The 22,985-nt window shown below is 64.0% G+C and carries 22 protein-coding genes and 1 riboswitch; of the genes, 13 read left to right on the top strand and 9 right to left on the bottom strand.

Annotated features, from left to right (window positions below):
* The first annotated feature begins 10 nt into the window (after positions 1-10).
* The 8 genes from ureE to ACSQ3E_RS22520 all read left to right on the top strand — a co-directional run bounded on the left by ureE (position 11) and on the right by ACSQ3E_RS22520 (position 6,517).
* Positions 11-463, top strand: coding sequence for an urease accessory protein UreE (gene ureE, locus ACSQ3E_RS22555; protein WP_310324089.1), 453 nt, complete (start codon positions 11-13; stop codon positions 461-463).
* On the top strand, positions 460-1,143 hold the full coding sequence (locus ACSQ3E_RS22550; RefSeq protein WP_436124384.1) for an urease accessory protein UreF: 684 nt from the start codon (positions 460-462) through the stop codon (positions 1,141-1,143). Before ureE ends, ACSQ3E_RS22550 begins: the two co-directional genes overlap by 4 nt.
* A gap of 12 nt (positions 1,144-1,155) precedes the next feature.
* Positions 1,156-1,851: an urease subunit beta gene (locus ACSQ3E_RS22545; protein WP_436124383.1), complete on the top strand. Its 696-nt coding sequence runs from the start codon at positions 1,156-1,158 to the stop codon at positions 1,849-1,851.
* A 14-nt stretch (positions 1,852-1,865) separates the two neighbouring features.
* Positions 1,866-3,578: an urease subunit alpha gene (gene ureC / locus ACSQ3E_RS22540; RefSeq protein ID WP_267322032.1), complete on the top strand. Its 1,713-nt coding sequence runs from the start codon at positions 1,866-1,868 to the stop codon at positions 3,576-3,578.
* Positions 3,579-3,582: 4 nt separating this feature from the next.
* Positions 3,583-4,230 (top strand): urease accessory protein UreG, encoded by a 648-nt coding sequence (gene ureG, locus ACSQ3E_RS22535; RefSeq protein ID WP_267322031.1) that lies wholly within the window; start codon positions 3,583-3,585, stop codon positions 4,228-4,230.
* A gap of 146 nt (positions 4,231-4,376) precedes the next feature.
* Positions 4,377-5,105 (top strand): urease accessory protein UreD, encoded by a 729-nt coding sequence (locus ACSQ3E_RS22530; RefSeq protein WP_436124382.1) that lies wholly within the window; start codon positions 4,377-4,379, stop codon positions 5,103-5,105.
* Between the two features lie 40 nt (positions 5,106-5,145).
* Positions 5,146-5,748: a HupE/UreJ family protein gene (locus ACSQ3E_RS22525; RefSeq protein WP_310324074.1), complete on the top strand. Its 603-nt coding sequence runs from the start codon at positions 5,146-5,148 to the stop codon at positions 5,746-5,748.
* 121 nt (positions 5,749-5,869) lie between these two features.
* Positions 5,870-6,517 (top strand): helix-turn-helix domain-containing protein, encoded by a 648-nt coding sequence (locus ACSQ3E_RS22520; RefSeq protein WP_436124381.1) that lies wholly within the window; start codon positions 5,870-5,872, stop codon positions 6,515-6,517.
* A 30-nt stretch (positions 6,518-6,547) separates the two neighbouring features.
* On the opposite strand, the gene pta is transcribed toward ACSQ3E_RS22520, so the two are convergent.
* The 8 genes from pta to tauA form a co-directional block, all read right to left on the bottom strand.
* Entirely contained in the window at positions 6,548-7,546 is a 999-nt protein-coding gene (gene pta / locus ACSQ3E_RS22515; protein ID WP_436124380.1) for a phosphate acetyltransferase, read from the bottom strand.
* The gene (locus tag ACSQ3E_RS22510) at positions 7,546-8,577 is read right to left on the bottom strand and encodes a YeiH family protein (protein ID WP_310324065.1); all 1,032 of its coding nucleotides are present in this window, start codon (positions 8,575-8,577) and stop codon (positions 7,546-7,548) included. Before ACSQ3E_RS22510 ends, pta begins: the two co-directional genes overlap by 1 nt.
* A gap of 75 nt (positions 8,578-8,652) precedes the next feature.
* Positions 8,653-10,428, bottom strand: a complete 1,776-nt coding sequence (gene xsc / locus ACSQ3E_RS22505) for a sulfoacetaldehyde acetyltransferase (RefSeq protein ID WP_436124379.1) — start codon at positions 10,426-10,428, stop codon at positions 8,653-8,655.
* A 44-nt stretch (positions 10,429-10,472) separates the two neighbouring features.
* Positions 10,473-11,873, bottom strand: coding sequence for an NAD(P)/FAD-dependent oxidoreductase (locus ACSQ3E_RS22500; protein WP_436124378.1), 1,401 nt, complete (start codon positions 11,871-11,873; stop codon positions 10,473-10,475).
* 23 nt (positions 11,874-11,896) lie between these two features.
* Positions 11,897-12,283, bottom strand: a complete 387-nt coding sequence (locus tag ACSQ3E_RS22495) for a nuclear transport factor 2 family protein (RefSeq protein ID WP_310324057.1) — start codon at positions 12,281-12,283, stop codon at positions 11,897-11,899.
* Positions 12,284-12,428: 145 nt separating this feature from the next.
* Positions 12,429-13,256, bottom strand: a complete 828-nt coding sequence (locus ACSQ3E_RS22490; RefSeq protein WP_115734563.1) for an ABC transporter permease subunit — start codon at positions 13,254-13,256, stop codon at positions 12,429-12,431.
* The gene (locus ACSQ3E_RS22485) at positions 13,249-14,061 is read right to left on the bottom strand and encodes a taurine ABC transporter ATP-binding protein (RefSeq protein WP_214390721.1); all 813 of its coding nucleotides are present in this window, start codon (positions 14,059-14,061) and stop codon (positions 13,249-13,251) included. Before ACSQ3E_RS22485 ends, ACSQ3E_RS22490 begins: the two co-directional genes overlap by 8 nt.
* A gap of 83 nt (positions 14,062-14,144) precedes the next feature.
* A complete protein-coding gene (tauA, locus tag ACSQ3E_RS22480) occupies positions 14,145-15,164 on the bottom strand; it encodes a taurine ABC transporter substrate-binding protein (protein WP_310324050.1) in 1,020 nt (339 codons plus the stop codon).
* 155 nt (positions 15,165-15,319) lie between these two features.
* Between tauA and ACSQ3E_RS22475 the strand changes: the two genes are divergently transcribed.
* Positions 15,320-16,804, top strand: coding sequence for a PLP-dependent aminotransferase family protein (locus ACSQ3E_RS22475; RefSeq protein WP_310324048.1), 1,485 nt, complete (start codon positions 15,320-15,322; stop codon positions 16,802-16,804).
* A 17-nt stretch (positions 16,805-16,821) separates the two neighbouring features.
* On the opposite strand, the gene ACSQ3E_RS22470 is transcribed toward ACSQ3E_RS22475, so the two are convergent.
* The gene (locus ACSQ3E_RS22470; RefSeq protein ID WP_436124377.1) at positions 16,822-17,148 is read right to left on the bottom strand and encodes a hypothetical protein; all 327 of its coding nucleotides are present in this window, start codon (positions 17,146-17,148) and stop codon (positions 16,822-16,824) included.
* A gap of 137 nt (positions 17,149-17,285) precedes the next feature.
* Between ACSQ3E_RS22470 and ACSQ3E_RS22465 the strand changes: the two genes are divergently transcribed.
* From ACSQ3E_RS22465 to ACSQ3E_RS22450, 4 genes are all read left to right on the top strand, one after another.
* On the top strand, positions 17,286-18,446 hold the full coding sequence (locus tag ACSQ3E_RS22465) for a mandelate racemase/muconate lactonizing enzyme family protein (protein ID WP_436124376.1): 1,161 nt from the start codon (positions 17,286-17,288) through the stop codon (positions 18,444-18,446).
* A gap of 35 nt (positions 18,447-18,481) precedes the next feature.
* Positions 18,482-19,654, top strand: coding sequence for a M24 family metallopeptidase (locus ACSQ3E_RS22460; protein WP_436124375.1), 1,173 nt, complete (start codon positions 18,482-18,484; stop codon positions 19,652-19,654).
* A 128-nt stretch (positions 19,655-19,782) separates the two neighbouring features.
* Entirely contained in the window at positions 19,783-21,222 is a 1,440-nt protein-coding gene (locus tag ACSQ3E_RS22455; RefSeq protein ID WP_310324039.1) for an amidohydrolase family protein, read from the top strand.
* Between the two features lie 164 nt (positions 21,223-21,386).
* Positions 21,387-21,492, top strand: a riboswitch (glycine riboswitch).
* 46 nt (positions 21,493-21,538) lie between these two features.
* Positions 21,539-22,792: a D-amino acid dehydrogenase gene (locus ACSQ3E_RS22450; RefSeq protein WP_436124374.1), complete on the top strand. Its 1,254-nt coding sequence runs from the start codon at positions 21,539-21,541 to the stop codon at positions 22,790-22,792.
* The last annotated feature ends 193 nt before the right edge of the window (positions 22,793-22,985 follow it).

Genomic DNA, 22,985 nt, shown 5'->3' with positions numbered 1-22,985 from the left:
GAATGTCGAGATGCTTCGAGTTGAGAGCGTTGTCGGGAGCCGAAACGATCCCGGTCTGCATGAAGCGATCCATCATCTCGAACATCACCACGCCGTGGAGTTCGTGACGGTGGCTGTCGGCGATCTCGACCGTCGGCGGCTGATGGCGAGGACCGACAAGGGTGAGGAAGTGGCGATCACATTGCCGCGGGACCAGAAACTTCATGACGGCGCGGTGCTGGTGCTCGACGATCATCGCGCGGTGATCGTTCGCGCCGGCGAGCAGCGCTGGCTGAGGTTCAGCCCGCGCTCGGCCAGCGACGCGCTGGAGCTCGGCTATCACGCCGGCAATCTGCACTGGCGTGTCCGCTTCGACGGCGAGGATCTGCTGGTCGCCCAGGATGGACCTGCGTCGGCCTATGCCGCGCGCATCGATCCGCTCATCTCGGGCGGTCGCGTCGCCATGAGCGAGGTGACCGAATGAGCTTTTCGGCGGCAAATCTGCTCGTTGCCCTGCAGCACGCCGACGGGCAATTTCCTTCAGGTGGATTTGCCTTTTCGCAAGGGCTGGAGGCGTCGTCCTCGCTTGCCGGGAAACTGGGCGCGTTCGACTTCGCCGGTTTCGTCGACACCCAGATCCGGCATCGTTGGGCCGATGCGGATCGTGTCGCGCTGGTCCGGGCTTTTCGACTTGCCGGAGATCTTGAAGCGCTGGCCGAGTTGGACCGTGAGGTCGAGGCGTCGACTTTCGTGGAGGGGTTACGGTCGGGCTCGCGCCGCAACGGCACGGCTCTCCTGACCACCCACGGGCGCCTGGGAACCAAGGGAGCAGCAGCTTACCGCGCGATGGTTCGCAATGGTCGGGCCTCCGGCCACTTGGCTGTCGTCCAGGGTCTGGTGTGGCAAGCGATCGGCCTCGATGAGGCGACGGCCGTTGCGATCGGTGGCTACCAGATGGTCGCCTCGCTGGCGACGGCCGCTGTGCGGCTCGGCTTGATCGGCGCCATCGACGCGCAGGCCTCGATTGCCCGGGCGCTGCCTGAGATCGAGGCGGCAGGTTGCAGGCCCGTTGCCGACGATCAAGCGCTGCGTTCGTTCACGCCGCTCTGTGAGATCGCGGTCGCCATGCACGGCGCTTCGGGCCAGCGCCTGTTTTCGAATTAAGGAGTGCACACGATGCTGCTGACGCCGACCGAACTTGAACGATTGACCATCTATACGGCGGCCGAGCTGGCACGCAAACGCCGGGCCAAAGGCTTGCTGCTTAATTATCCCGAGGCCGTTGCCATCATCTCCGACGAGATACTCGAAGGCGCAAGAGAAGGGCGCTCGGTCGCCGAGATGATGTCGTTCGGCTCCGCAATCCTGACCCAGGCCGACGTCATGCCAGGCGTGGCGGCTATGCTGCCGATGCTGCAGATCGAGGCGACGTTCCGAGACGGCACCAAGCTGGTCACCGTGCATGAGCCGCTACGCCCGGCCGCAGGCGCTGTTGCCGACGATGTCGAACCCGGCGCGATCATCACCGAGGAAGGCGATATCGAACTCAACGCCGGCCGCCGCAAGCTGACGCTCAAGGTCGTCAACACCGGCGATCGCCCGGTGCAGATCGGCAGCCATTACCACTTCTTCGAGGTCAACAAGGCGCTCGACTTCGACCGTGCGGCTGCCTTCGGCATGCGCCTCGACATCGCTGCCGGCACCGCCGTGCGCTTCGAGCCGGGACAGGAGAAGGATGTTCCGCTCACCACATTCGGCGGGCAGCAGCTGCTTTCGGGCCTCAACGGGCTGTCGAACGGCCAGACCAACGATGCAGCGGTGAAGGCCGCTGCCCTTGATAACGCCCGCGCCCGCGGCTTTCGCGGCGCCTGAGGGGAGGAACGATCATGGCAACCTTGTCACGCCGCGACTATGCGGCGATGTACGGCCCGACCACCGGTGACGGCTTCCGTCTCGGCGACACCTCGCTCGTCGCCGTCGTTGAAAAGGACTTCGCCGTCTATGGCGACGAGTGCCTGCATGGCGGCGGCAAGACGCTGCGCGATGGTGCCGGCCTTGCCGCTGGCGTCACCAGCGCCGAGGGTGCGCTCGACTTCCTGTTGTGCAACGTGACGGTGATCGATGCCGTCGTCGGCATCGTCAAGGGCGATCTCGGCATTCGCGACGGCAAGATCGTCGGCATCGGCAAGGCCGGAAACCCGGCGATCATGGACGGAGTCGACCCGCGCCTCATCGTCTCGGCGGCGACCACGGTGCGCGACTGCGAAGGGTTGATCGCAACGGCCGGCGCGCTCGACGTGCATGTCCACTTCGACAGTGCACAGCTCTGCGACCACGCGATCGCCTCCGGCATCACGACAATGCTCGGCGGTTCTTTGGGTCCGATCACGGTCGGCATCGACTGCGGCGGTCCGTTCAACGTCGGCAAGATGCTGCAGGCTGCCGAGCACTGGCCGATCAATTTCGGCTTCCTCGGTCGCGGCAATTCGCACAGACCAGCCTCGCTGGTCGAGCAGATCGAGACGGGCTGCCTCGGCCTCAAGCTGCATGAGGATTGGGGCACCATGCCGGCCTCGATCGACACCTGCCTGACGGTTGCCGACGAACTCGATTTCCCGGTCCAGATCCATACCGACACGCTGAACGAATCCGGTTTCCTCGAGGATACGCTTGCGGCCATCAATGGCCGCACCATCCATATGTACCACACGGAGGGTGCCGGCGGCGGCCATGCGCCCGACATCATCAGCGTCGCCGGCGTGCCGTGGTGCCTGCCGTCCTCGACCAACCCGACCAATCCCTACACGATCAATACCTTCGACGAACATCTCGACATGACGATGGTGTGCCACCACCTCAACCCGGCCATTCCAGAGGATGTCGCCTTCGCCGAAAGCCGCATCCGCGCCCAGACCATCGCCGCCGAGGACATCTTGCACGACATTGGCGCGATCTCGATGCTCGGCTCCGACAGCCAGGGCATGGGCCGCATCAACGAGGTGATCTGCCGCACCTGGCAACTCGCCGACAAGATGAAGAAGCAGCGCGGCCGCCTGCCCGAAGAGACCACGCGCTTCGGCGACAATGAACGCATCAAGCGCTACGTCGCCAAATACACCATCAACGCGGCCCGCACCTTCGGCATCGCGGAGCATGTCGGTTCGCTCGAAGACGGCAAGATGGCAGACATCGTGATCTGGCGGCCGGCCTTCTTCGGCATCAAACCGGAACTCGTCATCAAAGGTGGCTTCATCGCCTGGGGCGCCATGGGTGACAGCGCTGCCTCGCTGATGACCTGCGAGCCGCTGCTCCTGCGGCCGCAATGGGGCGCCTTCGGCCGCGCCAAGCAGGCGCTGTCGGCCTGCTTCGTCAATCCGCTCGCCATCGACAGGGGCCTTGCCGCGACGCTCGACCTGAAGAAGGCGTTGCTGCCCTCGCGCGGCAATCGTGCCCTGTCGAAGAAGGACATGCTGCACAACGACGCCTGCCCCAATATCCGCGTCGATCCGCAGACCTTCGACGTTTTCGTCGATGGCGAATTGGCCACCTGCGAGCCGGCTTATGAACTGCCGCTGACCCAACGCTACATGCTGAGGTGACATCATGGACACCAGGACGTCTTTCCATTCGCCTGCACAGTCGCGTGTCGGAGCCGCCCGCATCGGCATTGGCGGTCCCGTCGGCTCAGGCAAGACCGCGCTTATCGAACGGCTGATCCCGGCTTTCGCGGCGCGCGGCGTGTCGCTGGCAATCGTCACCAACGATTTGGTGACGGCGGAGGACGCCGAACGTATCCGCCGCTCGGGTCTGATCGACCCGGCGCGTGTGGCGGCGGTCGAGGCGGGCGCCTGCCCGCACACCGTCATTCGCGAGGATCCCACCCTCAACATCGCCGCCGCCGATGATCTGGAAGCCTTGTTTCCGGATGTCGAGCTGATCCTGATCGAAAGCGGCGGCGACAATCTCGCCTCGACCTTCTCGCTCGACCTCGTCGACTGGTGGATGTTCGTCATCGACGTTGCCGGTGGAGACGACATTCCGCGCAAGAACGGTCCTGGCGTCCTCAAATGCGACCTGCTGGTCGTCAACAAGATCGATCTTGCCCCTTACGTAGGTGTCGACCTTGCGGCGATGGCCGCGCAGTCCGCTACTGCGCGCGCTGGCCGACCGATGGCCCTCACCAATTGCCGCAGCAATGATGGGATCGACGCGATCGCCGACCGCATCGTCTCCGACGTGTTGTTCAGATGACGAGCCATTGGCCCCAACCGCCTACATCTCGCCTGCCGGCACAGCCGCGCCAGGCCGGGGCAAGAAGTGGCCGCTTCGAGCTTGCGCTGGCCCGCCACGGCGCGCGCACGCATATCGGACGCCAGTACGTCTCTTATCCTTTCCACATGACGCGGCCGTTTGCGCTCGATGCTGCCATCCCATCGCTGCTCACCGTCTACCAGCAGTCTTCTTCGGGCGGCCTCTATCGCGATGATAGGCTTTCGACCCGCCTTGACGTCGGGGCGGGTGCTGCCGGCCATGTCACCACACAGGCCGCCACAGTCGTTCACGACTGCCATGGCCAGCCGGCCCGTCAGACGACCGAGATCGTCCTGGAGGAGGGAGCGTTCCTGGCGTTGACGCCTGATCCGCTGGTGCTGTTTCCGGGCGCCGCCTGCGTGAGCATCACCCAGGCCAGGCTTGCGTCGGGCGCGGTGCTGCTGTTGTCCGACGCTTTCGCTTTGCACGACCACGAAGGACGTGGCCGTCCGTTCGAGCGGCTGGAGGCGAAGGTCGACATTCGCGACGCCGACGGGCGGCTGCTCGTACGCGACAATCTCGACGTCGCAGGAGTGGACCTCGCCGGCCCGGCTTCGCCCATCGGCGGCTGGAAGGTCGTGACGAACTTCATGCTTTTAGGTGCGCCCGATCGGCTTCCCACGGTCGATGAGCTTGCCACCCTCGGCCGGCCGGAGCGTCAGCTTGCCGGCATCACGGCGCTCCCTAACGGAGCAGGCTGGGGCGTGCGGTGCCTGGCTGCCGACGCGATCGCCGCACGCGGCATTGCCGAAAGCCTGTTCGTGCTCGCCGTTGCAGCAGCCTTTGGCCAGCAACCCGTGGCGCGACGCAAATGACGGCCCGTATCTTGCTATCGTCGATGAAAGGAACAAGACAATGAACTCCAGATTTCTCGCAAGGACAGCGGCACTGGCCGCCTTCGCACTGGCGCCCAGTTTCGCCAGCGCCCATACCGGCCTCGGCCATGTCGAAGGCTTCGCCCACGGCTTTGCCCATCCGCTCGGCGGGCTCGACCATGTGCTCGCCATGGTGATGGTTGGCCTGTTCGCCGCTCAGCTTGGCGGGCGCGCCCGCTGGCTCGTCCCGGCAAGCTTCGTGTCCGTGATGGTTCTGGGTGGCGCACTCGGCCTCGCTAGTGTTGCCGTGCCGTTCGTCGAACTCGGCATCGGCCTGTCGATCGTCGTTCTCGGCGGCGTTGTCGCCTTCAACCTGCGCGCCGGAGTAGCGGCCGCCATGGCGCTGGTCGGCTTCTTTGCGGTCTTCCACGGTTATGCCCATGGCGCCGAGATGCCTGAGAGCGCCAGCGGCCTGGCCTATGGTGCTGGCTTCGTGCTGGCGACGGCGATGTTGCACGCGGCCGGACTTGGCTTCGGTCTGGCTCTTGAGGGCAAGGCGGGCACAAGCGGGGCAGTTGTCGTCCGTTCGCTCGGCATGCTGGCAGCGGTAACCGGCATCGGAGTGGTGACCGGCCTCGTTTGACCGGCCGTTTTGCTGCCAGCCTAGCGGCAAACAATGACCGACGGAGGGTGCCAGGATGAATGCGACAGTTCCCCTACATCAGACCCGCCCCACGGGGTTACCTCCAAGGACCGGGCCTTGCATGAACAGGAAAACCACGCAGGCTTCGTTGCAACAGGACCCGCACGCCGTGCGTGTCCCTGGGGAGAACGAGCTGCAGGCGGCAATCGGCAGAGAAGTGCGGGCCTGTCGCAAACGTCACGGCATGACGGCAACCGAGCTTGCAGGTGCCGCAAACATCTCGGTCGGCATGATGTCGAAGATCGAAAACGGCGTCATTTCGGCGTCGCTGACCACGCTGCAAGCCTTATCCCAGGCACTTGGCGTGCCGATGACCGCGTTGCTCAGAAGCTTCGAGGAAGAGCGCAGCGCGGTCTTCGTCCGGGCCGGAACCGGGCTCGAGGTCGAGCGGCGTGGCACCCGCGCCGGTCATCACTACAACCTGCTCGGCTACATCGGCTCCGCGTCCAGCGCGGTCTCGGTCGAGCCCTACCTCATCACCCTGACCAGCCACACCGACGTCTTCCCGCTGTTCCAGCATGCGGGCATGGAATTCCTATACCTGCTTGAAGGCGAGATCACCTATCGCCACGGCTCGACGCTCTACCACATGGCACCCGGCGACAGCCTGTTCTTTGAAGCCGACACCCCGCACGGCCCCGAGCAGCTGACAAAGTTGCCGATAAGGTTTTTGTCGATCATCTCTTACCCGCAGGGCGGGGAAGACTGACTTGCCACATGGCCGGCTTGGAAGGTCACCTTACCGAGCCTGCGCCTGCACCACCGTTACCGCGATCATGTGGAAGGCATCCTCCGCGGTGCAGCCGCGGGAGAGGTCGTTTGCCGGCTTGGCGAGGCCCTGGAGGATCGGGCCGATGGCGTCGGCGCCGCCGATGCGCTGGGCGATCTTGTAGCCGATGTTGGCGGCGTCGAGATTGGGAAAGACGAAGACATTGGCTTCGCCATGCAGCGCCGAATTGGGCGCCTTGGAGGCGCTGACGGCTTCGACGAAAGCGGTGTCGAACTGCAACTCGCCATCGATGACGAGTTCGGGATCGGCGGCGTGCGCGAGGCGGGTTGCCTCGACCACCTTCGAGACGCGCTCGTGAGCGGCACTGCCATTGGTCGAGAACGACAGCATCGCGACCTTCGCCGGCGCGCCGGCGAGCGCCTGGTAGGAGCGGGCAGACATGCGGGCGATGTCGGCGAGGCCGGCGGCATCGGGGTCGACCACAAGACCGCAGTCGGCGAAGACGAAAGCGCCCTTCTTGGCGTGATGGGGTTGGCACAGCATCATCAGGAAGAAGCTCGACACCAGCCCGACGCCGGGGGCGCGGCCGATCGTCTGCAGGGCGGCACGCACGGTGTCGGCGGTGGTGGCGACGGCGCCGCCGACAGTGCCGTCGGCCTCGCCTTCGCGCACCATCATTGCTGCAAAGACGAGCGGCGAGCGCAGCGCTTCTATTGCTGCCGCTTCGTCAACACCCTTGGCTTTGCGGAGTTCGAAATAGGCACCGGCGAGGCGTGCTGCCAGCGGCGAGGAAGCGGGGTCTTCGATGAGGAGACCCAACTGGCTCGCGTCTTCGCCCGCCAGTGCCTGTTCGATGACGCGGGGGTTGCCGATCAGCGTGATCTCGGCGATGCCTTCACGCCTGGCCCGGATCGCGGCCTCGACGATGCGCGGGTCCTCGCCCTCGGGGAGAACGATGTGTTTGGGCGCCTGTCTTGCCGTTGCGAGGATGCGTTCCAGCGGTTTCATCAGGCGTGCCCCAGATAATAGATGCCGGCGAGGATGAAGAGGCCGATGAAGATGGTTTCGGCGACGATGAGGGCGACCGCATCGCCGCCGACGTCGAGCACGCGGCGCAATGAGGTCTTCATTCCGACAGCGACGATGCCGGCGAGCAGGGCCCAGCGCGAGGCTTCCATGCCGACCTTCGACACCGCTTCAGGTATGAGACCGAAGGAGTTGATGGCGGCGAGGATGAGGAAGGCGATGACGAAGCCGGGCAGCAGCGGCGGGCGCTTGCCGGTCTCGCCGACGGAGCCGACATTGCGGGTGGCGAGCGAGAAGATCAGCACGACAGGTGCCAGCATGGTGACACGGATGAGCTTGACCAGCGTCGCCGTTTCACCCGCCTCTGGTGAGACCGAGAAACCGGCGCCGACAACCTGGGCGACGTCGTGGATGGTGCCACCGAAGAAGATGCCGGTGGCACGCGCGTCGAGGCCGATGGCCTGGGCGATCATCGGATAAAAGATCATGGCGAGTGTCGACAGCACCGTCACCGACAGCACGGTGAAGATCAGGTTACGCTCGGAGAACTCATTCTTGGGCAGCACTGCGGCGATCGCCATGGCAGCGGAGGCGCCGCAAATCGCGACCGAGCCGCTGGTGATGAGGGCAAGGCGCCAGCCGCGGCCGAGCAGTTTGGCGGCGGCGAGGCCGAACAGGATGGTCGCGGCGATCGCGGCTACCAGGAGCAGGATGGTGCTGGCGCCGAGCCCGATCAGCAAGTCGACGCTGATACGCATGCCGAGCAGGGCAACGCCGATGCGCAGCACCTTCTTGGCGCAGAAGTCGATGCCGGCGACGCAGCGTCCTTCCTCCGACAGGAAGTGGAAAGCGATGCCGAGCAGCAGGGCCATCAGCATCGCCGGCGCGCCGTAATGATCGGAGAGGAACTGTGCCGCGATCGCCACCGCACCGGTGACGGCGAGGCCAGGCCAGTAGACCTGCACCACCGAAGGCAGGCCATTGAAGCGTTGTGTCGCAGCGGCGGTGTTCATTCAGCTCATTCCCGGATCACGAAGTTTTGGCGGTCCGCCTGCCCGGCGAACCGCGCAGGCGGTCTTGTTGCGAAGTCAGGCGCGCTGCTGCGGGCGCATGTCGGCGCGGTCGATGCCAGCCACCGGAACCGGCTTCTTCATCGCGTCGCGGCGGAAAGGCTCGCCCAGCTCTTGGTTGAGGATGACCTCGACGAAGGTGGTAATGCCCTTGGCCTGGTCGTCGATCGCCTTGGCCAGCGCCTCGGTGAGCTTGGCCGTGGTGTCGACGACGACGCCCTTCAGGCCACAGCCATCAGCCACCTTGGCGTAGCTGAGGTTGGGGTTGAGTTCGGTGCCGACGAAGTTGTTGGAGTACCACAGCGTTGTGTTCCGCTTTTCCGCACCCCACTGGTAGTTGCGGAAAATAACCATAGTGATCGCCGGCCAGCCTTCACGACCGATCGCGCCCATTTCGTTCATCGAGATGCCGAAGGCGCCGTCGCCGGCGAAGCCGACCACCGGCACGTCGGGGCAGCCGATCTTGGCACCGACGATCGACGGGAAGCCGTAACCGCAAGGGCCGAACATTCCCGGTGCGAGATATTTCCGGCCCTGTTCGAAGCTCGGATAGGCGTTGCCGATGGCGCAGTTGTTACCGATGTCGGTGGAGATGATCGCTTCCTTGGGCAGGGCGGCCTGGATCGCGCGCCAGGCTTGGCGCGGCGACATACGGTCGGCCTCGCGCAGGCGGGCGGTGGCGTTCCACTCGGTGCCGACGTCATCCTCTTCGTGGTCCATCGACGACAGCTGCTGCAGCCAGGCCGAACGGTTCTGGTGGATCGCCGCCTTGCGCTGCTCGCGGCCTTCGTTGCCGGCCGAGGGCGTCAGTTGCTCGAGGATCTGGCGGGCGACCTGCTTGGCGTCGCCGCAGATACCGACGGAGACCTTCTTAGTCAGGCCGATGCGATCGGCATTGATGTCGACCTGGATGATCGCTGCATTCTTCGGCCAGTAGTCGATGCCGTAACCGGGCAAGGTCGAGAACGGGTTGAGGCGGGTGCCGAGCGCCAGCACCACGTCTGCCTTGGCAATCAGCTCCATCGCTGCCTTCGAGCCGTTATAGCCGAGCGGGCCGGCGGCGAGACGGTGGCTGCCAGGGAAGGCGTCGTTGTGCTGGTAGCCGCAGCAGACCGGCGCATCGAGCCGCTCGGCCAACGCCATGGATTCCTGGATCGCGTTACCGATGACGACGCCGGCGCCGTTCAGGATGACCGGGAACTTGGCCTCCGACAGCAGGCGTGCTGCTTCGGTTATGGCTTGCGGTCCGCCGGCCGGGCGTTCGAAGCGCACGATGGAAGGCAGGTCGACGTCGATGACATGGGTCCAGAAATCGCGCGGGATGTTGATCTGCGCCGGGGCGCAACCACGCCATGCCTTTTCGATGACGCGGTTCAGCACTTCGGGAATGCGAGTGGGATCACGCACCTCTTCCTGGTAGCAGACCATCTCCTCGAACATCGCCATCTGGTCGACTTCCTGGAAGCCGCCCTGGCCGATGGTCTTGTTGGCCGCCTGAGGCGTGACCATGAGCAGTGGTGTGTGGTTCCAGTAGGCGGTCTTCATCGCGGTGATGAAGCCGGTGACGCCGGGGCCGTTCTGGCCGATGGCCATCGACATGTTGCCGGTGGCGCGGCTGAAGCCGTCGGCCATCATGCCGGCATTGGTCTCATGCGCGCAGTCCCAGAACTTGATACCAGCCTTGGGGAACAGGTCCGACACCGGCATCATGGCCGAGCCGATGATGCCGAAGGCATGCTCGATACCGTGCATCTGGAGGACTTTGACGAATGCTTCTTCGGTGGTCATTTTCATTTCTTGGTTCCTTTCGATTGGGGGCAGGTCCGGCCTTGGGAGGGCTAGAGGATTTCGTCCTTGAGGTAATACCAGCGGTACATTCCCCACTGGCCGAGCCGCCGGAACGGCGTCAGCAGGCCGTGGCTGGGCAGCGGGGAGGTGAAGATCGGCAGGTCGAGCTCGCCGCCCTTGCCGGCGACCATCTGGGCCATGCGGCGGCCGGCCTGGGCCGAGTACATGACGCCGTTGCCGCCATAGCCCATGGCGTAGAACAGCTGCTGTTTGGGGTCGGGCCGGAAGATGCGCGGCATCATGTCGTGGCTGACGTCGACCCACCCCCACCAGGAGTAGTCGACCTCGATGCAACGCAGGACCGGGAACTTGCGGTAGAGCCCTTCGAGCAGCCGGTCGAGATGGCTTGCATTGACCGCGTCCCGCCCGGTGATGGCGCTGCGGCTGCCGATCTGCACGCGACCGTCGGGCAGCATCCGGTAGTAGTGGCGAAGCGTGCGCGTGTCGGTGAGCGGGATGCGGGTCTGGAAGTTCAGGATCTCGCGCTCGCTGTCCGTTAGCGGCCGCGTCACGATCGAGTTGGACAGGATCGGCATCAGCCGGTGGCGCGTCAGCTCGTGCAGGCCGGGCGAAGTGTAGCCGGCGGTGGCGATGCAGACAGCACGCGCTCTAACGATGCCGCCCGGCGTGCGCAGGTGATGCACGCCGCCCTTGATCTCGCTGCCGAGGACCGGGCTTGAGGTGTGCACTTTCGCACCCAGCTTGCGGGCGAGCCTGAGATAGCCAAAGGCGAGCTTGGCGGCATGGATGCCCATGCCGTCGGGCTCGTACATCGCGCCCTTGGCTTCGGCGTCGCGAACGAAATCGCTGTGCACCTCATCGCGGCCGATCATGCGGGCGCGGTAGCCGAAGACGTCGTTGAGCAGGCGCGTTTCCTTTTCCAGCGCCGGCAGCACCTTGTCGCGATGGGCGATGTAGAGATGGCCACCATCCTGCGGATCGCAGTCGATCTCGGGCTGGCGGATCAGGTCGCGAAACAGGTCGAACGCTTCCGAAATCTCGACATGCATCTTCCTGGCGACGTCGACGCCCCAGCGCTCGATCCACTGCGAACGCTTGAGCCGGCCGGCCGAAATCTGCGCCTGGCCGCCATTGCGGGTGCTGCAGCCCCAGGCGACGCCATTGGCTTCCAGCACCGTCGCCTTGATACCGTGCTCCTTGGCCAGATGAATGGCACAGGACAGGCCGGTATAGCCCGAGCCGATGATGGCGATATCGACGTCGATGTCCTGTGTGATCGGACCGTCGTCTTCTGGTTGCTGGCCGGCGGTGGCGATCCAGTAGGTCGGCGCGTAGTCCTTGCCGGCACCTGGGTTTGTCGCGTGGACCGGGTCGTAGGCCGGATCGAACGGCAGGCGTTGTGCCGCGGACCTGACGAGTTGATGTTCCATTGGCGTGGTCCTCCCGAGACCGCTCAGGCACCAGCCGCGATCAGCGGCCGGTTCTTGCGGAAGGCCTGCTTGCGGACGATCTTGCCGTCGTCGAGCGTGAACAGGTCGCAGCCCTCCGCCTCGACGCGGCTGCCGTCGGCGTTGGTGCCGGTGAACGTCCATTCCGAGACGGCGCGATCGCCATGGACGAAGTGGCCATGATGAGCCCAGTGCGCGTCCGGCATCGACTTCCAGACACCGCTGAAGGCGGCGGCGATTGCCTCGGTGCCTTCGAAGCGGGTGCCGTAGACCTCCGGGCCAGCAACGCCGTTGAAGACGCAGTTGGCGGCGAAGAAATGCATGACGCCGTCGATGTCGTGGCGGTTGAAGGCGTCGAAGAGGCGAGCCAGGCCGTCGGCGGTGAGAGACATGTCGTGGTCCTCGTATCTGTGCGGCAGAGCCTTTTTGGCATGGCTTCGCCGTGGCCGGACTAGCCGGCGGATTGGTCTGTCTGTTGGTACGGTTGGGTTTGGCGTCAGCCGGGCGGCGAAGTTGCCGGGTGTGTGAGCTTTGCCATCAGATCTTGCCCTTCCAGGGGATCATCGCCTTTTCCAGGTAGCGCAGCATGAGGTCGAAGGCGAAGGCGAAGATGCCGATGACGATGATGCCCATGATGACCGTATCGCTGGCGAGGTACTCGGCGGCGTTCAGCACCATGAAGCCAAGACCGCGGTGGGCGGCGACCATTTCGGCCGCAACCAGCGTGGTCCAGCCGACGCCGATGCCGATGCGCATGCCGGTGAAGATCTCGGGCAGGGCGGCCTTCAGGATCACCTGAGAGATGACCTGGGCGCGGGTGGCGCCCATGGCATAGGCGGCATGGATCTGTTCGGTCGACACCGAGCGGACGCCGGCGCGGGCGGCGATCGCCATGGGCGCGAAGATTGCGAGATAGATCAGGAACACCTTCGGGAATTCGCCGATGCCGAGCCAGATAATGATCAGCGGCAGGTAAGCGAGCGGCGGCAGCGGCCGGTAGAACTCGATGATCGGGTCAAACAGACCGCGCACCGTGCGGTTGACGCCCATCAGGATGCCTATTGGAACTGCTGTGACCAGCGCCAGGAAGAAGGCGCCGAGCACACGGCCAAGGCTGGCCAGCGTGTGCTGGATGAGCGTCGAGTTGGAAACGCCATCGGTCATGGCGACGACGAACTTGTCCCAGACGGCGAGCGGCGAGGGCAGGAACAGCGGCTTGACCCAGCCCATCTCGGTGATCAGCAGCCAGAGGCCGAATAGTACGAGCGCGGTGATCAGGCTGATATGGCCGCTCATGCCGTCGCCGGGCGCGCCGTAGATCTTGCCTGGGCGAACGGACTTGGCTCGTGAGAGGCGCTCAAGCATGGAGGAGTTCCGGATTGCCGGACTGGCGCTCGTCGCCGTAGATGATGCCGAGGATCTGCTCGCGCATGTCGATGAAATCGCGGCTGGATTTGATTGCACGTGCGTTGCCCTCCTCGAGGAAGCGCCGATTGAAATCGAGCTCATAGGTGTGGGTGATGCGGCCCGGACGCGGCGACATGACGATCAGCCGGGAGCCGAGGAAAAGTGCTTCTTCGACGCTGTGAGTGATGAAGAAGAACATCTTGTTGGTGAGCTGCCAGACCTTGAGCAGCAGCTCCTGGATGGTCTCGCGGGTCAGCGCGTCGAGCGCCGCCATTGGCTCGTCCATCAACAGCATCGCCGGATCGCAGGTTAGCGCACGGGCAATGCCGACGCGTTGCTGCATGCCACCGGAGAGGTGGTAGATCATATGGCGGTGAAAATCCTGCAGCCCGACAAGGGCGAGGTTCTTGGTCGCCAGCTCGCGCCGGGTCGCCTTGTCGACGCCGCGCAGCTTGAGCCCGAATTCGGTGTTGTCGATAACATTGAGCCAGGGCAGCAGCGCGTGCTTCTGAAAGACGACGCCACGGTCGGCGCCCGGGCCGACGACTTGACGTCCGCCAAGTGTGATGTCGCCGTCGGTTGGCGTCATGAAGCCGGCCATCAGGTTGAGCAGGGTGGTCTTGCCGCAGCCGGAGGCGCCGAGGGCGACGACGAAATCGCCGCTTTTGACCTCAAGGTTCACGCCCTTGAGCGCAATAACCGCTTGGTCGGAGTAGAGGCCTGGATAGGTCAGGCTGACATTGCTGACGTTGAGGGTTTCCATCGCGTCGAGCCTTTCGAAGAAAATGCAATCGAGTGGTGGAGAGGGTGCCGCCGACCGGCATTCGGCCAGCGGCACGTCCAATGCTACTTGGATGCTTCCTTGGCGTAGCTACTGTTGACAAAGGGCGCGTAGTCGTCGAGCGCATTGTCGATCTGCTTCTGCGCGACGAGGAACTTGGCGCTCTCGTTCAACGCCTTGATGGCGCCGCCGCCGAGCCAGGTTTCGGATGCCTGCTCGTCGGCGTTGGGGAACGACAACAGGTTGAGCGCTTCCACGGCGCCTGCACCGTCGCCGCCGATCAGCTTGACGATGCCCTGCACCTGCGGCGAGTCCGCCGTCCAGCTTGCCTTGTTCTTGTTGTAGTCGGCATAGGATTCAGCCAGCACCTTGGTGAAGGCGGCCATGAACTTCGGGTTTTCGGCGGCCCACTTCTTGTCGGCGACAAGGCCGTCGAAGGTCGGTACCGAAGCCGCGCCGATGGTCTCTGAATCGGCGATGGTCTTGCCGTTCTTGAGCAGTTCGGTCAGTGCCGGTGGCCAGACATAGGCGGCGTCGATGTCGCCACGCTGCCAGGCGGCGATGATCTGCGGCGGCTTCATGTTGAGGATGTTGACCTCGCGCGGATCGATCTTCCACACCTGCTCGAGGCCGACAAGAAGATGGAAGTGCGAGGTCGACACGAACGGTACGCCGACATTCTTGCCCTTCAGGTCCTCGGGCTTTTCGATGCCCGAGCCGTTGCGGACGGCGAGTGCTTCCGACTTGCCGATATTGTCGAGGATCCAGAACAGTTCGAGATTGACGCCGCGCGTGGCGGCGGCGGTGGTGCCGGTCGAGCCGATAACGCCGATCGGCACGCTGCCGGAGGCGAGAGCCGTCGAGATGTCGCCGCCGGAGCTGAACTGGCGCCAGTCGACGGTGTAGCCCGCTTCCTTGGCGGCGGCGTCGAAACGTCCGTCGGCGATGGCCGTGACGAACGGCCCGACGATCTGCTGATAGCCGACAACGACCGTCGTTTCGGCATAGGCGAGGCAGGAGGTGAACACGCCGGCCGCTACGGTTGCGGCGCCGGCTAAATGCTTGAAATGCTTAAAGTGTATCATCGTTACCCTCTTGTTTTGTTAGCCACCGGTTATTCCGGGAACTTGCCGGCTTTGATGCCGGTCTTGGTTCTGGACATAGGGTTAAATGGAACCTTTGAATTGCCTTATATCCAGATTGGAAGTTGAATGACTCCAGATTGAACCTGCGTGGGACCATGGCACAGGCGACAGTTTCGGAGACGATCTTCTTTCTCGACCGGGCGAGCCGCATCGGCCTGCAGGCGCAGATCCGCGAAACCGTGGTCTCGGCGGTGTTGTCTGGCCGGCTGCAGCCTGGCGCTCAGCTGCCCTCGACCCGCAAGCTCGCGGAATATCTGAACATTTCCCGCATCACCGTGACGCTCGCCTATCAGGAGCTCGCGTCGCAGGGTTATGTCGAGACCGCCAGCCGAAGCTCGTATCGTGTTGCCGGCAACCCGCCGACAACTGTGCTCGAAGCAGCAGTGTCCGGCGTCGGCGCAGACGAAATCGACTGGTCGACGAAACTGCGGTCGAGTTTCATCGTCGCCAAGCAGATGCGCAAGCCGCTCGACTGGCGCCGCTATCCTTATCCGTTCCTCTACGGCCAGATGGACCCGTCGCTGTTCGATCTTGGCGCCTGGCGCGACTGTGCCCGGCGTGCGCTGGCGCGCGAGGATTTTGAGCTGATGGCCGGCGACTTTGCCGCTGCCGATGACGTGCAGTTGGTCAACTACATCTGCTCGCGAACGCTGCCCAGCCGCGGCATTCGCGCCACGCCTGATGAAATCCTTGTCACGGTGGGAGCGCAGAATGCGCTGTGGATCGTCACCCAGCTGCTGCTGCGGCAGGGCGCGCACGCCGTGTGCGAAAACCCCTGCCACCCTGACATGAGCGCATCGCTCAAGCTGAGCGGTGCCGACGTCACGGCCATCGACGTGGACAAGGAAGGCCTGCCGCCCGAGGTCCTACCGGCTAAGGTCGATGCGGTCTTCGTCACGCCGAGCCACCATTCGCCGACGGGCGCCACGATGCCCGTGGAACGCCGCGCAGCACTTCTGGCCGCCGCCGCCTCCGAGGACTTCATCATCGTCGAGGACGATTACGAGTTCGAGATGAGCTTTCTCGCGCCACCGTCTCCGGCGCTGAAGTCCTTCGATCGCAGCGGCCGGGTGTTCTACATCGGCAGCTTTTCCAAATCGCTGTTTCCCGGCCTGCGGCTGGGCTATCTCGTGGCGCCGGCGCCGGTCATCCGCGAGGCGCGGGCGTTGCGTGCCCTGATGCTGCGCCACCCGCCCGGGCATCTCCAGCGCACGGCGGCCTACTTCCTCGCGCTCGGCCATCACGATGCGGTGCTGCACCGCATGCGTGGCGAGTACCACAAGCGCCACATCGTCATGGCCGAGGCGCTGAAGCGCGAAGGCTTTACCATCGCCGGCTCGTCGGCTTTCGGCGGCACGTCGTTCTGGGTCGAGGGGCCCGAAGGGCTGGACGCCGACCTTTTGATGAACGAACTCAAGCAGGACGGTGTGCTGATCGAATCTGGCTCGCCCTTCTTTCCCGATGCGGACGGTCCGTGCCGCTTCTTCCGCATGGGCTATTCGTCGATCCCGCGCGAGAATATCGCCGAGGGCGTTGTCCGTGTGCGGGCAAGGATGAATCGGCTGCTGGCACAGGCTTAGATCAGGGCCCCGCCGCTCTATTCCTCCACTTCGTAGACGTGGCGCTCAAAGCGCTCGAGCAGCGTGTGCATCTGCTTGCGTGCGGCTTCGAAGTCGGGCGATGCTGTACGTGCGGCGCGGTCGGCGTCATAAGCTTCCCTGGAGGCGAAGCTGCATTCCCAGCGTATGTCAGGTCCGTCTCCTTCCGTCCGCACGAGGATGCGCCCCGGGTCAAGGCCGAGCCGACGCCTGATCTCGGTCGCCTTGCGGCGCTGCGTCAGAACGTCGTCCGCCAGACCCTCCTTGGCGAAATAATTGGTCGCTTCGACAATCATCTTTTCCTCCGCTGTCTTCCTATCATGCATCACGGCCGTTTCGGTCGGCGTGAAAAATCGATCCTGGGATCGCTTGACATCCAAAAATATGATCATAAAGTGTGATCACACTAGATGATCGCATCGTACAGAGATGCCTCTGCGGTGACAAGGAAAAGGTAAGACCGGTGCCCACGATCAAGTCCATCGAAACGCTGATTGTCCAACTGCCGACCCGGCGCGAGCACAAATGGGCCGGCCTGACAGAGGTCATCGGCCGCTATGTCATGGTCAAGATGACCGATAGTGATGGTCGTGTCGGCTGGGGCGAGGCGCCAGCACTCAAGGACTGGGGCGGCGAGTTCGGCCGCTACTTCGGTGAGTCTGCCATGATCACCCGCAGTGTCATCGAAACCTATCTGGCGCCCGCCGTCATCGGCCTTGAACTCGGTAATTTTGCCGAACTGCATACGCGCATGGACGCCATCATCCGCGGCTATCCCTATTCCAAGGCGGCGGTTGAATTTGCCGCCTATGACCTCACCGGCCGCTGGCTGAACGTTCCCGTTCATACGCTGCTTGGCGGCAAGGCGCGCGCCAAGGTCGCCATCACCCATTCGATCGGCCTGATTGCGATCGAGGAGGCCAAGGTCGAGGCGGCCAAGCTTGCCGCTGAAGGTATCAAAACGATCAAGGTCAAGATCGGTGTCGATCCGGCACGCGACGTCAAGATGGTCGCTGCGGTCCGCGAGGCCGCAGGCGAGGCGATGGAAATCTGCGTCGACGCCAACGAGGGCTACAAGACGCCGGGCGAGGCGGTGCAGACAGTGCGCCAGATGGAAAAGTACCGGCTCAAATATGTCGAGCAGCCGGTGATGGGCATCGAGCGCATTGCCGAGGTCGGCCGCCGTATCGACGCGCCCGTCATGGCCGACGAGTCGGCATGGAACGCTCATGACGCCATCCAGATCATCCAGAATGGCGGCATCCAGATCATCTCGATCTACACCACCAAGGCTGGTGGCCTCTACAAGGCGATGGAGGTCGGTGCGGTCTGCCGCGCCGCCGGCATCATCTGCAACGTCAATGGCTCGATCGAAACAGGCATCGGCAACCTGGCCAACGTCCAGGTCGCGGCCGCCTCGCCGGCGGCGACGCTGTCCTGCGTCATCCCGATCTCGACGCCGGCCGAGGCACAGCATGGCCAGGTCGGCGGCATCTACTACAAGGACGATCTTCTGGTCGAACCGATGCAGGTCGCCGATGGCGCGGTCGTCGTGCCGTCCGGGCCTGGCATGGGCATCGATGTCGACCTTGCCAAGGTCGAGAAATACCGCGTGCGCGACTGAGCGCCGGTCAAGAAACTCAAGGAGAGGAACATATCATGCGGGCAGAAATCGTAGCGAAGCAGGTCAGGGCAATGGCGGAGCATGGGCTCGACGCCATCATCTGCTCGTCGCCTGAAAACTTCGCCTACACCGCAGGCTTCGTCGTGCCGTCGCAGCCGCTGATCCGCCACCGCCATGCGATGACCATCGTCACGGCAGATGGACGCACCGCGATCTTCGGCGTCGACATGGAGGCCTCGACGATCAAGCGCCGCCTGCCTGAGATGCCAGCCCGCATCTGGGCCGAATTCTCTGACGACCCGATGCTGGTGCTGGCCGACCAGCTTTCCGGCCTCGGTCTTGCCAAGGCACGCATCGGCCTCGAAATGGACTATCTGCCGGCCGGCGACTTCGCCCGCCTGATTTCGGCGATGCCGGGTGCCCGCTTCGAGCATGCCGAGCCGATCCTGGCGCGGCTGCGCCAGATCAAGACGGCGGAAGAGGTAGCGCTGCTCTCCAAGCTGTCGCGCATCGCCGACCAGGCGATCACCGACACACTGGCTGTGGTAGACGCCGGCGATTCCGAAATGGACATTGCCGGCCATCTGACCCGCAACGTCTATTCGCTGGGCGCCGAGCATTTCAAGCTTTTGATCGTTGCCACCGGCGAGCGCTCGGTGCTGCCCAATGTCGGCCCATCCGACCGCATTCTCAAGCGCGGCGACGTCTGCCGCGTCGAGATCTTCTCGGTCATCAACGGCTACCAGGCCGGCGTCTGCCGCACGGCCATCGTCGGCGAGGCCCCGCCCATGGCCGACAAGATCTGGGCTCATCTGGTCGAGTGCAAATATGAGATCATGGAGAAGGTGAAGCCAGGCGCCAGCTGCCGCGAGATCTATGATGCCTTCATCGCCAAGCTGGCCAGGCTCAACCTGCCGCCGATCTCGTTCGTTGGTCATGGCATCGGCCTGCACCTGCACGAGGATCCTTATCTCGGCCTGACGCCGGTGCTCGGCAAACCGGGCAGCGACGCACCGCTGGAGGAGAATATGGTGCTCGGCTTCGAGCCGCTCTGCTACGACACCGGCTACGGCTATGGCATGCAGAACAAGGACATGCTGCTGGTGACGTCGAAGGGTTCGGAACTGCTTTCCGACTATGCCGACACCGACAAGCTGATCCTCTGCGGCACCGCCAGGAATGGTGGCAAGGTCAAGGCGGTCGCCTGAGCGAACCTGCCTTGTGAATTGGCAGCCGGGATGCTTTTTGACCTGGCTGCATAAAGAGATATCGCCCGCCGTCACGGACCGGCGGGATGCGATTGAAGGTCCGTGAGTGAAGTATGGGGTGGAGACACATGCGCACGCTGATCGAGAATTTGAACTTCGCCTTCACGGTCGACAAGAACGACACGGTGCTGCGCAACGCCAGCGTGGTCGTCGAAAACGACCGCATCGCCGATATCGGCCAGGCGAATGAGGTGGCGGCACGCCACAAGGGCAAAAGCTTCGACAAGGTCATCGACGGCACGATGCTGGGTATCTGCCCGGGCTTTGTCGACAGCCACGTGCATCTGTCCGAGACGCTGTCGCGCGCGGTCTTCCCCGACAATCTCAACACCCGCGCCTGGGTGTTCCACTGGGCCAAGCCTTTTTACGCCCACATATCAGAGGAAGACGAGTATTGGGGCGCTTTGCTCGGCATTACCGAGATGCTGCGTTGTGGCACCACCTGCTTCCTCGACATGGGCTCGCAATATGATCCCGGCATCGTCATCCGGGCGATGGACAAGACCGGCATCCGCGGTATCACCGGCCGCCACGCCGCCGACAATCGCCCGGCCGAGTTGCCGCGCGGCTGGACCGAGGAGATGGCAGAGCATCACTTCTTCCCCGATGCCCAGTCGGCGCTAAAGGTGCTGGAAGAAAACGTTCTGCGTTACAACAACACGCTCGACGGCCGCGCCCGCTGCTGGGTCAACATCGAGGGCAAGGAACCCTGCAGCCTCGAACTGCATGTCGGCGCGGTGGCGCTGGCCGAAAAGCTCGGCGTCGGCACGACCTATCACCTGGCGACCTCGATCGAGGAGGCCAAGGTCTGCGAGAGCAAATATGGCTGCTGGCCGATCACCCGCGTCGACAATGCCGGCGGCATCCGCAAGAACCTCGTCATCGCCCACGGCGCTGCCGTGTCGGACGAAGAGGTCAAGCTGTTGGCCGAACGCGGCGCCAGCGTCGCCTTCTGCCCGTGCTCGTCGTTCAAGCTCGGCAAGGGCGCGACGTCGATAGGCAAGTATCCCGAGATGGTCAGGGCCGGCGTCAAGGTCGGTCTCGGCACCGACGGTGTCTCGGCTGCCGGCAACATGAATCTGATGCGGCAGATGCTCGTCGTCGCCGGCATGTTCAAGGATGCACGGCTCAAGCCTGACGTCTTCACCGCGCGCGATGCGCTGCGTGCCGCCACCATCGAAGGCGCGCGCGCGCTGATGTGGGACGACGAGATCGGCTCGCTGGAGATCGGCAAGAAGGCCGACTTCATCCTGTTCGACCTCGACCATGTCGAGTGGACGCCGTTCTACGATCCGCTGCAGGCGCTGGTGTTCTCGGCCTCGACGGCCTCGATCACCCAGACCTGGGTCGACGGCAAGGCGGTCTATTTGGACGGCAAGGTGCAGGGCGTCGACGAGCCATCGATCCGCCGCAAGGCACGCGAACTGGCGGCTGCCGCGGTGGTGCGCGCCGGTCTACACGAGCACGGCGTCGAAACGACCACGACGCTTTACGACGAAGGAAACTGAGGCCTTGGCCGTTCCGCGACTACCGTTGCGGAACGGCATGGTGCCAGCTAAGAAGAATTGCGTTCAACAGGCTGCATTGGGAGAGATCGGCCGCTGCTAGACAACACCGGCCGACGCCGACGGAGCAACCCCCCAGGAAACTCTCAGGCAAAAGTGACCATGCAGTTGAACGATCTGGAGAGAGGCGCTTCGAGCGTCCACCGAAGGGGAAAGCCGCAGCGGCCGGGCTGTCGTGGTTAAGCTCTCAGGTACAGCGACAGATTGGGGAATAACCGTGGGTTTCGGCCCGCACCCAACTTTGTTCGCGGAGAGTGAAATGCCCCATATTGCCGTTATCGGCGCCGGTATTACCGGCGTTACCACTGCCTATGCGCTTCTGGAGCGCGGCTATTCCGTCACCGTCATCGACCGCCAGCGTTATGCCGGCATGGAGACTTCGTTCGCCAATGGCGGCCAGCTTTCGGCGAGCAATGCCGAAGTGTGGAACCACTGGTCGACCTTGCTCAAGGGCATGAAGTGGATGCTGCGCAGCGATGCGCCGCTGTTGATGAATCCCAGGCCGACCTGGCACAAATATGCCTGGCTCGCCGAGTTCGTCTCCAACATCGCGAATTATCGTGACAACACGGTGGAGACGACGCGGCTGGCGATCGCCGCGCGCAAGCATCTGTTTGCGATTGCCGAGCGCGAGAACATCGATTTCGACCATGTCCAGCGCGGCATCCTGCACTTCTATTGGGACAGGCCGAGCTTCCAGCATGCGCTGAAGGTCAATTCGATGCTGGTCGAAGGCGGTCTTGACCGTCGTCCGGTGACGGCACAGGAAGTGAAGTCGATCGAGCCGACCTTGCATGGCGATTTCCACGGCGGCTTCTATACGCCGTCGGATTCGACCGGCGACATCCACAAATTCACCTTTGGCCTCGCCAAGGCCTGCGAGCGACGCGGGGCGCGTTTCGTCTTCGACGCGACCGTCAACCGGATCGCCCGCGATGGGGTGTTCTGCATCGGCTACACCAGCGGCGGGGCGTCCAGTGCGCCTGGCGACCAGATCGTCGAGGCCGATGGCATTGTCGTCTGTGCCGGCTCGGCGAGCCGACACTTTGCCGCGATGCTCGGCGACCGCGTCAATGTCTATCCGGTCAAGGGCTACTCGATAACAGTGCATCTCGACGACGAGCGTACCCGGAATGCGGCGCCCTGGGTCAGCCTGCTCGACGACCGCGCCAAGATCGTCACCAGCCGTCTCGGCGAGGGGCGCTTCCGTGTTGCCGGCACGGCCGAGTTCAACGGCATGAACCGCGACATTCGCGACGACCGCGTCAGGCCGCTGGTCGACTGGACGCGCATGCTGTTCCCCGGTGTCGACACCAACCGCGTCGTGCCCTGGGCCGGCCTCAGGCCGATGATGCCCAACATGATGCCGAGGGTCGGCAAGGGTCGCCAGCCAGGTGTGTTCTACAACACCGGCCACGGCCATCTCGGCTGGACGCTCTCCGCCGCCACCGCCCAGATGGTCGCCGAGACCATTTCGGGCGAGTTCCGCACCGACGCTGCAATCGCGGCCTGAAACAGGGGAGTTTTGATCATGAACATGATGAACAGGATCAGTGACCGCGTCTCCCTTCATGGCCTATCTGTCGCGCGCGAGCTGCACGACTTCGTTGGCGAGGCGATGGTGGGCACGGGTGTGGAGGCGGATGGGTTCTGGGAGGGGTTTGCGGCGATCGTGCACGATCTCGGGCCGAAGAACCGGGCGCTTG

This window comes from Aminobacter sp. LjRoot7, assembly GCF_964252895.1.
GTDB classification, from domain to species: Bacteria; Pseudomonadota; Alphaproteobacteria; order Rhizobiales; family Rhizobiaceae; genus Aminobacter; species Aminobacter aminovorans_B.
The sequence above is the reverse complement of the archived record's forward strand: the minus strand, read 5'-3'. Positions and strand labels throughout refer to the sequence as shown.

Excerpts from the sequence above, each read along its gene's own strand:
- ureE (WP_310324089.1), top strand. The coding sequence starts at position 11 with ATGCTTCGAGTTGAGAGCGTTGTCGGGAGCCGAAACGATCCCGGTCTG.
- ACSQ3E_RS22550 (WP_436124384.1), top strand. The coding sequence starts at position 460 with ATGAGCTTTTCGGCGGCAAATCTGCTCGTTGCCCTGCAGCACGCCGAC.
- ACSQ3E_RS22545 (WP_436124383.1), top strand. The coding sequence starts at position 1,156 with ATGCTGCTGACGCCGACCGAACTTGAACGATTGACCATCTATACGGCG.
- ureC (WP_267322032.1), top strand. The coding sequence starts at position 1,866 with ATGGCAACCTTGTCACGCCGCGACTATGCGGCGATGTACGGCCCGACC.
- ureG (WP_267322031.1), top strand. The coding sequence starts at position 3,583 with ATGGACACCAGGACGTCTTTCCATTCGCCTGCACAGTCGCGTGTCGGA.
- ACSQ3E_RS22530 (WP_436124382.1), top strand. The coding sequence starts at position 4,377 with ATGACGCGGCCGTTTGCGCTCGATGCTGCCATCCCATCGCTGCTCACC.
- ACSQ3E_RS22525 (WP_310324074.1), top strand. The coding sequence starts at position 5,146 with ATGAACTCCAGATTTCTCGCAAGGACAGCGGCACTGGCCGCCTTCGCA.
- ACSQ3E_RS22520 (WP_436124381.1), top strand. The coding sequence starts at position 5,870 with ATGAACAGGAAAACCACGCAGGCTTCGTTGCAACAGGACCCGCACGCC.
- pta (WP_436124380.1), bottom strand. The coding sequence starts at position 7,546 with ATGAAACCGCTGGAACGCATCCTCGCAACGGCAAGACAGGCGCCCAAA.
- ACSQ3E_RS22510 (WP_310324065.1), bottom strand. The coding sequence starts at position 8,577 with ATGAACACCGCCGCTGCGACACAACGCTTCAATGGCCTGCCTTCGGTG.
- xsc (WP_436124379.1), bottom strand. The coding sequence starts at position 10,428 with ATGAAAATGACCACCGAAGAAGCATTCGTCAAAGTCCTCCAGATGCAC.
- ACSQ3E_RS22500 (WP_436124378.1), bottom strand. The coding sequence starts at position 11,873 with ATGGAACATCAACTCGTCAGGTCCGCGGCACAACGCCTGCCGTTCGAT.
- ACSQ3E_RS22495 (WP_310324057.1), bottom strand. The coding sequence starts at position 12,283 with ATGTCTCTCACCGCCGACGGCCTGGCTCGCCTCTTCGACGCCTTCAAC.
- ACSQ3E_RS22490 (WP_115734563.1), bottom strand. The coding sequence starts at position 13,256 with ATGCTTGAGCGCCTCTCACGAGCCAAGTCCGTTCGCCCAGGCAAGATC.
- ACSQ3E_RS22485 (WP_214390721.1), bottom strand. The coding sequence starts at position 14,061 with ATGGAAACCCTCAACGTCAGCAATGTCAGCCTGACCTATCCAGGCCTC.
- tauA (WP_310324050.1), bottom strand. The coding sequence starts at position 15,164 with ATGATACACTTTAAGCATTTCAAGCATTTAGCCGGCGCCGCAACCGTA.
- ACSQ3E_RS22475 (WP_310324048.1), top strand. The coding sequence starts at position 15,320 with ATGGCACAGGCGACAGTTTCGGAGACGATCTTCTTTCTCGACCGGGCG.
- ACSQ3E_RS22470 (WP_436124377.1), bottom strand. The coding sequence starts at position 17,148 with ATGCATGATAGGAAGACAGCGGAGGAAAAGATGATTGTCGAAGCGACC.
- ACSQ3E_RS22460 (WP_436124375.1), top strand. The coding sequence starts at position 18,482 with ATGCGGGCAGAAATCGTAGCGAAGCAGGTCAGGGCAATGGCGGAGCAT.
- ACSQ3E_RS22455 (WP_310324039.1), top strand. The coding sequence starts at position 19,783 with ATGCGCACGCTGATCGAGAATTTGAACTTCGCCTTCACGGTCGACAAG.
- ACSQ3E_RS22450 (WP_436124374.1), top strand. The coding sequence starts at position 21,539 with ATGCCCCATATTGCCGTTATCGGCGCCGGTATTACCGGCGTTACCACT.